Genomic DNA, 13,722 nt, shown 5'->3' with positions numbered 1-13,722 from the left:
CACTGTGTGTCCGGTATAGCTCACTTCGCCAATAGCATATAAGCCTTCAATATCAGTTTTACCTGATTTATCCACCGCCACACCGCCACAGGTATAATGCGCTGCTGGTACAATTGGAATCATATCGGTGGTGATATCAATCCCATAACCTTGCAGTTTTTCGGCGATCATTGGAAAGTGACTTTTAACAAAATCGGCTGGCTTATGGCTAATATCAAGGTACATACAATCAGCACCTAAGCGTTTCATTTCATAATCGATAGCACGTGCAACCACATCACGTGGTGCAAGCTCAGCCCGTTCATCAAAGTCGACCATAAAGCGACTGCCATCAGGACGGCGTAAATAAGCACCTTCACCCCGTAGAGCTTCACTTAATAAAAAGGTTTGTGCTTTAGGGTGGAACAGGCACGTTGGATGAAATTGATTAAATTCGAGGTTAGCAACGCGGCAGCCTGCACGCCATGCCATTGCAATACCGTCACCGGATGACACATCAGGGTTGGAGGTATATTGATAGACTTTCGATGCGCCACCAGTGGCTAAGACCACAAATTTAGCCGCTAAGGTTTCAACACATTCTTTTTCTCTATTCCAAACATAAGCACCGAGTGCACGGTTAGTCACCGAGTGTGGATCGATTTTTTTCTCAGTGATTAAATCAAGTGCATTATGGCGTTCGAGAATAGTGATATTAGGATGATGACGGGCTTGTTCTTGGAGTGAGGTTTGCATTGCCATACCGGTTGCATCAGCGGCGTGGAGGATACGGCGGTGGCTGTGTCCACCTTCTAAGGTGAGGTGATAACGGGGGTTACCATTATTATCTGCTTCTTCTTGATCAAAAGGGACTCCGCCATCAATTAACCATTGCACGCATTGCTTGGCGTTTTCAGCGATAAACTGTACTACCTCTTTATCACATAAATGACCACCGGCAATTAGGGTGTCTTCAACATGGGATGCAATACTGTCTGATTCATCAAAAACGGCAGCGATACCGCCTTGAGCATAATAGGTTGCTCCTTCGCTGAGTGGCCCTTTACATAAAATAGTCACTTTGCCAAGATGGGCTAAGTGGAGTGCCAGTGATAGTCCTGCTGCGCCACTACCAATAACTAAAATGTCGCTATCGTGTTGATGAGATGGGCTCATAGTGATTTCATGTCCATGTGATAATCTTATTTCATGCTACCAAATTTGTTATTAAAACGCATATTTGTTTAGGTTTGAGTAACGTAAATATCATTAATATACGGCATGCTATCGGCATTTTTGTTAAATGTTAGCGCGGTAACTACGTCATACATTTGTAAATTTTCACTTTTTTCAGCGACAGATCCTCGTTAGTGTGGGTATTTCAGGTAAAATAACTAGGGTTGTTAAATCTTATCTTTATTTAACGTAGTTACTGGTAATAATCTAGCAGTAACGAAAACCTAAAATTATTTTATTGACGGTGGAACTTTGCCATTATCCATCAGTCATATGTAGTGCTCATGCTCATAAATATTTCATAAGTCAGTGTTTTATTTACGGTGAGACTAACGCTTATAGTGGCAGGATAATCTAAATAAATCATTGTGCATCAATAACGAATTACCGCCGCTATCGGCGTTAATTATCGTGAGAAGAATGCAATATTACTAACAGTTAGACATGGGAGTAAACGCTCGAATGAGCGAGCAGCAAACTGATCAGGTATTAATTGAGCGAGTACAGCGGGGAGATAAGCAAGCATTCAACCTTCTGGTTATTAAGTACCAGAATAAAGTTTGTAACCTTGTTTCTCGTTATGTGAGCAATTCTGGTGATGTACCGGATGTTGCTCAAGAAGCGTTTATTAAAGCATATCGTGCTTTACCGACGTTTCGTGGTGAAAGTGCATTTTATACATGGCTTTACCGTATTGCTGTTAATACCGCAAAAAATTATTTAGTTGCTCAGGGGCGTCGTCCGCCAGCATCCGATATTGATGCCGAAGATGCGGAATATTATGGAAGTGGAAATGCGCTTAAAGAAATTTCGAACCCTGAGAACCTAATGTTGTCTGAAGAACTGAAGCGGGTTGTTTTTAGTACGATTGAATCACTACCCGACGATCTCAAAACAGCGATCTCATTGCGTGAACTGGATGGTCTAAGCTATGAAGAAATTGCTGAAGTAATGGGATGTCCGGTAGGTACAGTTCGCTCACGTATATTCCGTGCACGAGAGACGGTTGAAAAACGCATTCGTCCTCTTATGTAGCAATAATAATGTTGCACCAAACGGTGGAAAAAATGGCTGATAAAGAAAAAATTTCGGCATTACTTGATGGCGAAGATTTGGATCAGAGCATTATTAATGCGCTGACCGTTGACAAAGATAGCGAGCAGAGCTGGCATGACTTCAACTTAATTGGTGATGTGATGCGTGGCGATGCGCCGCAGTGCAAACAATGGAATATTGCAGGAAATGTCGCGTTAGCGTTAGATGCTGAACCGGCTCATACTGGGGCAGTAGTTACTAATATTGAGACTATTGTTCAGCCAATGATGACTGAAGAACAACCGACCCCATTTACAGCGAAGCGGACGTTACCCGCTTGGCTATCCCAGTTTGGTCAGGTTGCTGTGGCGGCATGTGTTTCATTGGCGGTGATTGTTGGTGTTCAACAATATGACGGTAATGGCAGCAATCTTACGACAACAACCAGTAATGATGTGCCTGTACTACAAACGATCCCATTTACGGGCAAAGCGGAACCTGTGAGTTTAAATACCAATATGGTCGATAATAATCAGACCCCTTCTGAATCACAGTTAATGGAACAACGACGTCGAATTAACTCGATGTTACAAGATTATGAGCTCCAACTTCGCTTTAATGCTGAAGATGGCAGTATCGATAATTCACGATTACATTCTAATAATTCTGTGGCGGATTAATGAAAAAAACACTGGTCGGTGCGCTTGCATTGGTCAGCCTATTGTTGCCACTCCAAGCCTCTGCTGAAGCAGTTAAACCTTCACCAGAGGCTTTGTTGCATCAAATGGGCCGAGCCAGTCAAGATCTTAGTTATGAGATGTCCTACATTTGGGTAAAGAAAAATAGCATTGATACATTGCGTTATCGACATGCATTAGAGAACGGTCAAAGTTATGCCCATTTGTTGTTCCTCAGTGGTCCGCCACAAGAAGTGATTCAACGGGGTGACGAAGTCAGTTACTTTGAGCCTGGGCTCGATCCTTTTACGATCAAAAGTAATAAAATGGTCGCACCAATATTGCCGTTAATGAAAGCCAATATTGATAAACTGGCTCAGTTTTATGATTTTATTGCCATGGGACGGGCGCGTGAAGCGGGTGTCGCTTGTGATGTTATTCGTGTCGCGCCTAAAGACGGTAATCGTTATTCTTATTTATTGTGGATAGATCAAGCTACTCACCTGGTGATGCGGGCTGATTTATTGGATCGTGATGGGGATTTACTTGAGCAATTTAGGGTGGTGTCATTTGCCGTGAATCCTAAAGTTGCCGAAATGCTCAGTAAGCTCGATCAAGTTAAACTGCCAGCTATGGTACAATTGCCACAACAGCCGCAGAAAAAATTGCAATGGACCGTAAATTGGTTACCGAGTGGCTTTACATTAATCGCCGGTAATCGTCATCGACTATTATTAACTGAACGTGCGGTTGAAAGCCGAATGTACAGTGATGGCTTATTTAGCTTCTCGGTGTATGTTTCTGATGCCGATAACTTTGTGGGACGAGGACAATTGGTTCGCCAAGGACGTCGCACATTAACCACCCGCGTTGATGGTAATAAAGAAATTACCGTTGTCGGTGATATTCCACCGGAAACAGCACGACAAATTGCAGAAAATGTAACCTTTGATAAAATTAAACCAGAGGTTACCCCAACGAGTAAATAATCATGATGCGAACATTAGCAACGGTTGTCGCCGTTGATAGCGGTCAGATAACCGTGAGTTGTCAGCAAGAAACCAGTTGTGGTCATTGTGCTTCACGCGATAGTTGTGGCACCGGTATTGTTAGTAAAGCGATGCCGGGGCGTTCTCATCAGATAAATATCAGCACTAACGAAAAAATAACCCTTGGACAAGTGGTTGAAATTGGCTTGTCTGAGCGTAGTATGCTCAGTTCTGCCTTACTGGTTTATATGTTGCCGTTACTGTTTTTAGTGGGCGGCAGTTTAATCGGTCAGTACATATTTATTGATTTAGCCGCCAGTAGTCAGCTCGGTGTTATTGTTTCTGCCGTGGTTGCTACCACGGTCGGATTGATGATTGCGCGGTATTATGCCAAGCGATTAGATGGCGATGCAGCTTACAAACCAAGTCTAATTCGAGTGCTAGGGCTACCCATTTCAGCAGATAAGCTGATAAATGCCGCATCGAAAGATAGCGAGTAGCGTTTAAATTCGGTAGAATCCGACAACTTGATCTTAAGATCCCATTCATTTTAACCACGAGCAGTCACGCCATTCATGAAGCACATTCGTAACTTTTCGATTATCGCACATATCGACCACGGCAAGTCGACCTTATCCGACCGTCTAATTCAAGTCTGTGGCGGCCTTTCTGATCGAGAAATGGCTGCACAGGTTTTAGATTCAATGGATCTTGAACGCGAACGCGGTATCACCATCAAAGCCCAGAGCGTGACGCTCGATTACACGGCTAAAGATGGTATAACTTATCAATTAAACTTTATCGACACCCCTGGACACGTTGACTTCTCGTATGAAGTATCGCGTTCACTTGCAGCTTGTGAAGGTGCATTGCTGGTGGTCGATGCGGGTCAGGGTGTAGAAGCTCAGACGCTAGCTAACTGTTATACTGCGATGGAAATGGATTTGGAAGTGGTACCGATTTTAAATAAAATCGACCTTCCAGCTGCCGATCCAGAGCGTGTAGCTGAAGAAATTGAAGATATTGTTGGTATTGATGCCCTTGATGCTGTGCGTTGTTCAGCAAAAACAGGTGTTGGTGTTGACGAAGTTTTAGAAAAAATCGTTGAAGCTATTCCAGCACCAGAAGGTGATCCGGATGCGCCACTACAAGCACTAATTATTGACTCATGGTTTGATAATTACTTAGGTGTTGTGTCTTTGGTGCGTGTTAAAAACGGTAAGCTAAAGAAAAACGACAAAATCAAAGTGATGACCACAGGTCAAATTTGGGGTGTTGACCGTCTTGGTATATTCACACCAAAACAAGTTGATACTACTGAATTAAATACCGGTGAAGTAGGCTGGGTTGTGTGTGGTATTAAAGACATCCTTGGCGCACCTGTTGGTGATACACTAACACAAGCTAAAAATGGCTGTGAAGTTGCATTACCTGGCTTTAAAAAAGTAAAACCACAGGTATATGCAGGTTTGTTCCCTGTATCATCTGATGACTACGAGAACTTCCGTGATGCGTTAGGCAAATTAAGTCTAAACGATGCGTCATTGTTTTATGAGCCAGAAAGCTCGACAGCACTGGGTTTCGGTTTCCGTTGTGGTTTCTTGGGTATGCTCCACATGGAGATCATTCAAGAGCGTCTAGAACGTGAATACGACATTGATCTGATCACTACTGCGCCAACGGTAGTGTATGAAGTGAAGAAAACAGACGGCACTATGCTGTATGTTGATAGTCCAGCTAAATTACCGGCGGTTAACGACATTGAAATTATGGGTGAGCCTATTGCTCGCTGTAATATTCTAGTACCAAGCGAATACTTAGGTAATGTTATTACCTTATGTATTGAAAAGCGTGGTATGCAGGTTGATATGGTGTATCACGGCAATCAAGTAGCACTGACTTATGACATTCCAATGTCAGAAGTGGTATTGGATTTCTTTGACCGTTTGAAATCAACCTCGCGCGGTTATGCGTCGCTAGATTATAATTTCCAACGTTACCAAGAATCAGACATGGTACGGGTAGATATTCTGCTAAATGGTGAGCGTGTTGACGCTCTAGCAATCATTACTCATAAAGATAACTCACAGGCTCGTGGTCGTGGTGTTGTTGAGAAAATGAAAGAATTCATTCCTCGTCAAATGTTTGATATTGCTATTCAAGCGGCGATTGGCGCTCATATCATTGCACGTTCAACCGTGAAGCAATTACGTAAAAACGTAATCGCTAAATGTTATGGTGGCGATATTAGCCGTAAGAAGAAGCTACTACAAAAACAGAAAGACGGTAAGAAACGCATGAAGCAAATTGGTAATGTAGAATTACCACAAGAAGCCTTCTTAGCGATTCTTCATGTGGGCAAAGATAAGTAACCTTTCTTTGTTTATAACAGTCTAGATATGATTAGAAAGTGCTTATTTAACCTGTTAAATAGCACTTTCTTTTACTTAGGCGTTAAAATTTAGACCTAATAAACTAACTGTCGAGGTTAGTTGCGTTAAACCTAAGGAATAACATGGCAAATACATTTTCAATAATACTGGTCTTAGCGACGATCTTTACTGGTATTATTTGGGCGCTAGATAAATTTCTATGGGCACCGAAGCGACAATTAAAAATTGCAGCCGCAGCTGAAAAAGCGGGTGGACAAGTTGATGCTGAAGTACTTGCACGTGTTGCGCCTCAGCCGGGTTGGATTGAGTCAGCAAGCTCAATGTTCCCTGTGATTGCATTGATCATGATATTCCGTTCATTTATTTATGAACCGTTTCAGATTCCATCAAAATCAATGCTACCAACCTTATATGTTGGTGATTTTATTCTGGTGCAAAAATTTGCTTATGGCTTGCGTGATCCTGTTTTTGACCATAAATTTTTAAATACTGGTGAGCCTAAACGTGGTGATGTGATTGTATTCCGTTATCCGCCAAATCCAAAAATTGATTACATTAAACGTGTAGTAGGTTTACCTGGTGATATGATTCGTTACAGCGCTGACAAACAACTATGCATTCAGCCTAAAGGCACTTCTGTTTGTAAGCCTGTTAAATTAACAGATATGAAAGATAGCGACTTTACTCAAGGTATGGCGCGTCTAATAGAATTTAACGAACATCTTGGTGATATTAATCATCATATTTTGATCAATCCATTGCGACGTGATAACCGTATGGCTTACGTACCTCGCCCAGGGATCGGTGAGTGGGTTGTACCAAAAGGTGAGTATTTTGTTATGGGTGACAACCGTGACAATAGTGCTGACAGTCGTTACTGGGGTTTTGTCCCAGAAGCGAATTTAGTCGGCAAGGCGGTGGCTATTTGGATGAGCTTTGATTTCGATCGCAAGCCTGATAGTTTACTTCCATCTTGGATCCCTACCGGCGTACGTTTTAATCGTATCGGTAGCATTAAATAAAATAATCGAGAGAAAATGACAACTCCAGCGAATAGGCTGCAGCGTAAGCTGGGCTACCAATTTAATAGCTCTGAGTTGATGACATTAGCACTGACACACCGCAGTGCTAATGGCACCCACAATGAGCGCCTAGAATTTCTAGGTGATTCTATTTTAAGTTTTGTTGTTGCTGATGACTTATATCACCGTTTTCCTTCTGTGGATGAAGGTGATATGAGCCGAATGCGTGCAACACTAGTCCGTGGTAAGACATTGGCAGAGCTAGGACGTGAGTTCGAGTTAGGCGACTACTTACTATTAGGTCCAGGTGAGTTGAAAAGTGGCGGCTTCCGTCGTGATTCGATCTTAGCTGACTGTGTTGAAGCAATCATTGGCGCGGTTTATCTAGATAGCGATGTTGAGACAGTGCGTCAAGTCGTATTGGCTTGGTATAAATCACGTCTTGATACGATTGAACCTGGCATCAACCAAAAAGATCCAAAAACACGCTTGCAAGAATGTCTTCAAGGTCGCCGTTTACCATTACCTGCATATACTGTAACTAAGGTACAAGGTGAAGCTCATAACCAAGAATTCACCGTACAGTGTGACGTTTCAGGTTTGGATGAACCTGTTATTGGTAAGGGCGGCAGTCGGCGCAAGGCAGAGCAGGCAGCAGCAGAAATTGCACTTAATCAGTTGGAATCATGACAGATAAACAACACTGTGGCTTTATTGCCATCGTTGGTCGACCGAACGTCGGAAAATCAACCTTGCTTAACCGTTTAGTGGGACAAAAACTGTCTATCACTTCACGCAAACCGCAAACGACACGTCACCGTATTATGGGTGTTGACACTCGTGATGGGTTTCAAGCGGTTTATATTGATACTCCAGGTTTGCACATTGAAGAAAAACGTGTGATTAACCGTTTAATGAACCGTGCTGCGAGCAGTTCATTAACAGACGTTGAGTTGGTGCTATTCCTTGTTGATGGCACCACGTGGACTGCTGATGATGAGATGGTACTGAATAAGCTTATTAAAAGTGAGCTACCAACAGTATTACTGATCAACAAAGTCGACAATATTAAAGAAAAACATGAGCTATTCCCTCATTTGCAGGCATTAGCAGCAAAAATGCCGTTTGTTGATGTTATTCCTATGTCTGCAAAGAAAGGAACTAACGTTGCTGCAATTGAAAAAATTGTTCGTGAACATTTACCAGAGTGTGAATACTACTTCCCTGAAGAGTATGTAACGGATCGTTCACAGCGCTTTATGGCGTCAGAAATTATTCGTGAAAAACTGATGCGCTTTACGGGTGAAGAGTTACCGTATTCTGTGACGGTTGAAATTGAACGTTTTGATTTCAATCCAGACACAAATGGATTTGATATCAATGGTTTGATTCTGGTTGAGCGTAAAGGCCAGAAGAAAATGGTGATCGGTAAAGGCGGCGATAAGATCAAAGTTATTGGCCGTGAAGCCCGTTTAGATATGGAAGATCTATTTGAACGTAAAGTGTATTTAGAACTTTGGGTTAAAGTGAAATCAGGTTGGGCAGATGACGAACGTGCACTGCGTAGCTTAGGTTACATTGACGATCTATAAGGAAAGTAATGGAGGGCTTACAGCGTTGTTTTGTCCTTCATTATCGTCATTATAGTGAGACGAGCCTGATCCTTGATGTGTTTAGCGAGGATCATGGCCGTCTTACCCTATTAGCAAAAGGAGCGCGCCGTAAGCGTTCTAACCTCAAAGGAACCTTGCAGCCATTCACGCCATTGTTTATTAAATGGAGTGGTAAAGGTAGCATGCCTGTTCTCACCCATGCTGAACCCATCAGTATTGGTCTGCCGTTGCGCAGTTATATTTTATATTCCGCGATGTACGTTAATGAAGTCGTTGCGCGAGTATTAGAAAATCACACCCCTTATCCAGTGTTGTTTCTGGATTATTTGAATGTGTTGCGTGAGCTTGCACAAGCGGATAATCCAGAGCCAGCATTACGTCGTTTTGAACTCGCCTTATTGCATCATCTTGGCTACGGTATCGATTTTCTCCATTGTGCTGGCAGTGGGCTTGCGGTCGATGATCGCATGACTTACAACTACCGCGAGCAACACGGATTTATCGCCTCAATGAAAATCAGTCAACTTACTTTTCGTGGTGATGAACTAAAAGCCATTGCAGCCAGATGTTTTGAAACTCCTGAGCAACTTCGGGCGGCGAAACGCTTTACACGGATGGCCTTAAAGCCGTATCTTGGCTCAAAACCATTAAAAAGTCGGGAATTGTTTATCCCTCGAGCAAGGAGTATCGGAAAATGAACAACATTCTACTTGGTGTCAATATCGACCATATTGCAACATTACGTAATGCTCGCGGTACGCGGTACCCTGATCCTGTCCATGCCGCAGAAGTTGCAGAGCGTGCTGGTGCTGATGGGATCACGGTGCATTTACGTGAAGATCGTCGCCATATTAATGATCGTGATGTGCGAATTTTACGAGAAACATTGCAAACGCGAATGAATCTCGAAATGGCAGTGACCGATGAAATGGTAGCGATTGCGTTAGAGACGCAACCAGAATATGTGTGTTTAGTTCCCGAAAAGCGTGAAGAGTTGACCACTGAAGGTGGCTTGGATGTGGCTGGTCAATGTAAAAAAATCACAGCAGCCACTGCAAAGCTTGCTGCGGCGGGCATTAAAGTGTCACTGTTTATTGATGCAGATAAGCGCCAGATTGATGCTGCACTTGCAACCGGTGCGCCGTTTATTGAATTGCATACTGGTCATTATGCTGATGCAACCACCGAAGAAGTACAAGCGGCTGAACTTGAAAAAATTGCGACCGCAGCTACTTACGCTGCGAGTTTAGGGATTAAAGTCAATGCTGGTCATGGCTTAACCTACCATAACGTTAAAGCTATCGCTGCATTACCTGAGCTGTATGAGCTTAATATTGGTCACTCTATTATGGGTCGAGCAATGTTTGATGGTCTTGAAAAAGCGGTGGCTGATATGCGTTTATTGATGCAAGAAGCGCGTGGCTAATGGCTATTTTAGGTTTAGGGACTGATATTGTTGAAATTGAGCGGATTGAAAAAGTACTCGCTCGCACCGGTGATGGTTTTGCTGAACGGGTGTTATCAGCCTCAGAACTTGAACAATATTATCGTTTAAAATTACGGGCTCGGTTTGTGGCGAAGCGGTTTGCCGTTAAAGAAGCGGCGTCTAAAGCATTAGGTACAGGGATCGCTTGTGGGGTCTCTTTTCAAGATTTTACGGTTACTAATGATGAACGCGGTAAGCCATTGGTGGCTTTTTCTGGTCAAGCATTAGCATTGCTAACGGCCATGGGGGGCCAACATGTGCACCTAACTATTGCTGATGAACGCCGTTATGCTGTTGCTACGGTGATTATTGAACGTTAATACTAGTGTGATAGCGACAATATAAAAAATAAAAAACGCTAGCTGATAAGGCTAGCGTTTTTTTATGGCTCTATTGTGTGCCACGATTTGGTATCAAGCGGAAAAGGATTAACGCCGATATTGCTTTGAGGCTTTAACCACATTATCCATTTCATCAATCAACTCTAACAGCTCTGGTTCGATATCAGGCATGACTGCATCCGCTTTTAATTCGGTTTCGATAGTGTGGCAGAGGTATTTCAGGCGCGGAACACCACTATAAGCACAGCTACCGTGGAGTTTATGGATTGAAGGCCATAATTCAACAGGTTTGCCATCCAGTGCTTCATTGACTAATAATTCCACTTCCGGCATGTAATCTAACAACATCTGCAACATATCACGCGCTAAATCTTGTTTGCCAGCAGCTTGTTTAAGCGCTAATGCCCAATCAAAGCTAATACTGTTATCGATGGCCACGGGTGACTCTTGTGATGATTGAATAATCTCGACCGTTGCTCTTTGTGGTGCGGTTAATACCGCGCCGTAATGATCGGTTGGGTGGATCCACTTAGCTAAAATTTGTTGCAGAATATGCTCTTCAATCGGTTTAGTCAGATAATCATCCATGCCAGCATTGATTAATCGCTCCCGTTCACCAGCCATCGCATGGGCAGTCACCGCAATAATTGGCGTATTGTGGTTAAGGTTGATTTTATGTATCTCTTGGCAAGCGGTAACGCCATCCATTTCTGGCATTTGAATATCCATAAAGATTAAATCAAAGGCTTTTTGATGGGCATATTCGACCGCTTTTTTACCCCCCGTTGCTGTAATTACGGTTTCAACACGCTCGCCTAATAGGGCTGATATTAACTTTAGGTTGGCAGGGTTATCATCCACCGCCATCACGGTTAGGGGTTGAATTGGTTCTTGCGGTGTCGTTAGAACGGGCAATTCTGGTTCATTATTATCATCGTCATTGTCACATAAGGCTTCAAATAATTTACGCGAGGCAATCGGTTTACCAAGACAGATTTCAACGCCAGTATTGGTGAGTTTTTCAGATAAAGCGAGTTCAGTTGTCGGTAAACAAACTAAGACTTTCTCGGCAATTTGTTCGGCTTTAAAAATCTGATCAAATAACACTGCCATTGGGGGTTGTTCGCAGGGCGATAAACATAATAAAGCAAAGTCATGGTGCTCAATATCATCAGGCATGGTTGAGCGATAAGTGACATGAACGCCAGCATTGATTAATCGCTGTTGAACGACTGAGGCCGCTTGCATATTAGGTTCAATTAACAGTAATTTTTTACCGGTTAATGATGAGGTATCTATTAGTTGTGATACTGGCAGATCCGTTTTGTGCATGCGAATACTGAACCAGAAGGTTGAACCCTGATGGAGGCGACTGGTTAGACTGACTTGACCGCCCATTTGACTCACCAGTTTTTGGGTGATCACGAGCCCTAATCCAGTACCACCATAACGACGTGAGATGCTGGCATCCGCTTGGCTAAAGGCTTGGAATAACTGTGCTTGTTGGCGCTCTGAAATACCGATACCAGTATCACGCACCATAAATTGTAATTCAATATTATTGTCATGCTCAGATTTAAGTTCGACTGAGACATCAATATTACCGGTTTCAGTAAACTTGACCGCATTACCAATTAAGTTGGTCACAACCTGCTGAATACGAAGTGGATCGCCAATTAAACCGGGAGGAATACGGGTATCTATTTTAAGGGTTAATTCTAAACCTTTTTCATGGGCGCTTGGCGCAAGGAGGCGCATTACGTCATCAAGGGCATCGGTGAAATCAAACGGAATATTTTCTAATAATAATTTACCCGCTTCTAATTTTGAGAAGTCCAAAATATCATTGATGATTGTTAAGAGGTTATTGGCTGAGTTTTCAATCGTTAGTAGATAATCTTGTTGGTTGCTATTGAGTTTAGTTTTGAGCATTTGACGGGTGAAGCCAATCACACCATTAAGTGGGGTACGTAATTCGTGCGACATATTGGCTAAAAATTCAGATTTAACCCGCGCCGCTTCTTGAGCGCGTTTTTTGGCAATATCTAATTCAACGTTTTGAATCTCAAGCTGCTCTAAGGTTTCGCGTAAATCGGAGGTTGCCTGATCAATGCTTTGCTGCATTTCAATATGGTATTCAGACAGCGAGATTGCCATCGCATTGATGCCGTTTTTAAGGGTATCAAGTTCGCCCAATAATTGTCCTTCGATACGAACATCTAGGTGACCACGTCGAATTCTATCAACGACACTGATCATATGTGAGATAGGACGAGTGACATCTTGCATTAAGCGATAAGCAAACAATGACGATAGGCTTAGTCCAAGTAGTAACACCATTAAGGCGGTAAACACTTCTTGATATTGTTGTAACCGTAATGAACTTAAATCGAGTTCTATCGCAATATAGCCTAACGGTTTACCGAGTGAGCTGGCACTAGTATTGGTACCAAACTGGCCTTCCGTCAAAATGGGGGTGCGCAAAATGAGGGTGTTATCGTTCAGTTGGGTATCAAGTAAGCGCGGGATTGGCTTATCATCGGGATACATAAATGAGGCAAAATTACGATGAAAATTGGAGGTTGCAAAAATTTTATTGTGATCAGTAAATACCGCAATACTGCGAATAATATCGGAATGCTTACGATGGGTGTAGCCAATTAAGCGCCGAATCGCCTCCCGATTTTTTTCGGTCATGCCATATTCGGCCGCAATAGCTAACGGCTCTATAATACTTGTTCCTGTCGAAATCAATTGATGTTCGAGATCTTGATAGCGGCTCATGGTGAAAAAAGCGCTTAATAACAGGCCGATGATTAGTGTCGGTGCTAATGTCAGGGTAAAGACCCTGGCACGAAGTCCATATTTGGTCATGGTTCTCTTAATTACAAGCAAGCGATTCTGTGGGAGAATTAGCACCCATCTATATTCCTAGTTTAAATAAACTAGGA

The 13,722-nt window shown here is 42.8% G+C and carries 13 protein-coding genes; 11 read left to right on the top strand and 2 right to left on the bottom strand.

Annotated features, from left to right (window positions below):
• Positions 1-1,155 (bottom strand): L-aspartate oxidase (gene nadB, locus BTO21_RS09905; protein ID WP_105026785.1); only part of this gene is annotated, 1,155 nt, incomplete at its 3' end.
• 522 nt (positions 1,156-1,677) lie between these two features.
• Between nadB and rpoE the strand changes: the two genes are divergently transcribed.
• The 11 genes from rpoE (at position 1,678) to acpS (ending at position 10,750) form a co-directional block, all read left to right on the top strand.
• Positions 1,678-2,250: an RNA polymerase sigma factor RpoE gene (rpoE, locus tag BTO21_RS09900; protein WP_045029248.1), complete on the top strand. Its 573-nt coding sequence runs from the start codon at positions 1,678-1,680 to the stop codon at positions 2,248-2,250.
• A gap of 32 nt (positions 2,251-2,282) precedes the next feature.
• Positions 2,283-2,930, top strand: a complete 648-nt coding sequence (locus BTO21_RS09895) for an RseA family anti-sigma factor (RefSeq protein WP_045029250.1) — start codon at positions 2,283-2,285, stop codon at positions 2,928-2,930.
• A complete protein-coding gene (gene rseB, locus BTO21_RS09890) occupies positions 2,930-3,916 on the top strand; it encodes a sigma-E factor regulatory protein RseB (RefSeq protein ID WP_045029251.1) in 987 nt (328 codons plus the stop codon). Before BTO21_RS09895 ends, rseB begins: the two co-directional genes overlap by 1 nt.
• 2 nt (positions 3,917-3,918) lie before the next feature.
• Complete coding sequence (locus BTO21_RS09885; RefSeq protein ID WP_045029253.1) at positions 3,919-4,416, top strand: SoxR reducing system RseC family protein; 498 nt, start codon at positions 3,919-3,921, stop codon at positions 4,414-4,416.
• 75 nt (positions 4,417-4,491) lie between these two features.
• Complete coding sequence (gene lepA / locus BTO21_RS09880; RefSeq protein ID WP_045029254.1) at positions 4,492-6,288, top strand: translation elongation factor 4; 1,797 nt, start codon at positions 4,492-4,494, stop codon at positions 6,286-6,288.
• 143 nt (positions 6,289-6,431) lie between these two features.
• On the top strand, positions 6,432-7,331 hold the full coding sequence (gene lepB / locus BTO21_RS09875) for a signal peptidase I (protein WP_045029256.1): 900 nt from the start codon (positions 6,432-6,434) through the stop codon (positions 7,329-7,331).
• A 15-nt stretch (positions 7,332-7,346) separates the two neighbouring features.
• The gene (rnc, locus tag BTO21_RS09870; protein ID WP_045029257.1) at positions 7,347-8,021 is read left to right on the top strand and encodes a ribonuclease III; all 675 of its coding nucleotides are present in this window, start codon (positions 7,347-7,349) and stop codon (positions 8,019-8,021) included.
• Positions 8,018-8,923: a GTPase Era gene (era, locus tag BTO21_RS09865; protein WP_045029259.1), complete on the top strand. Its 906-nt coding sequence runs from the start codon at positions 8,018-8,020 to the stop codon at positions 8,921-8,923. The genes rnc and era overlap by 4 nt, the downstream gene beginning before the upstream one ends.
• 8 nt (positions 8,924-8,931) lie before the next feature.
• On the top strand, positions 8,932-9,642 hold the full coding sequence (recO, locus tag BTO21_RS09860) for a DNA repair protein RecO (protein WP_045029261.1): 711 nt from the start codon (positions 8,932-8,934) through the stop codon (positions 9,640-9,642).
• Positions 9,639-10,370 carry a pyridoxine 5'-phosphate synthase gene (gene pdxJ / locus BTO21_RS09855; protein WP_045029262.1) on the top strand — a complete coding sequence of 244 codons (732 nt, stop codon included), beginning with the start codon at positions 9,639-9,641 and terminating at the stop codon, positions 10,368-10,370. Before recO ends, pdxJ begins: the two co-directional genes overlap by 4 nt.
• Positions 10,370-10,750 (top strand): holo-ACP synthase, encoded by a 381-nt coding sequence (acpS, locus tag BTO21_RS09850; RefSeq protein ID WP_045029264.1) that lies wholly within the window; start codon positions 10,370-10,372, stop codon positions 10,748-10,750. The genes pdxJ and acpS overlap by 1 nt, the downstream gene beginning before the upstream one ends.
• A gap of 108 nt (positions 10,751-10,858) precedes the next feature.
• Here acpS and barA read toward each other — a convergent pair whose 3' ends face one another.
• Positions 10,859-13,645, bottom strand: a complete 2,787-nt coding sequence (gene barA / locus BTO21_RS09845) for a two-component sensor histidine kinase BarA (RefSeq protein ID WP_045029266.1) — start codon at positions 13,643-13,645, stop codon at positions 10,859-10,861.
• Between the last annotated feature and the right edge of the window lie 77 nt (positions 13,646-13,722).

This window comes from Photobacterium phosphoreum, assembly GCF_002954725.1.
In the GTDB taxonomy this organism is placed as follows: Bacteria; Pseudomonadota; Gammaproteobacteria; order Enterobacterales; family Vibrionaceae; genus Photobacterium; species Photobacterium phosphoreum.
This window is presented reverse-complemented; position numbering and strand designations above follow the sequence as displayed.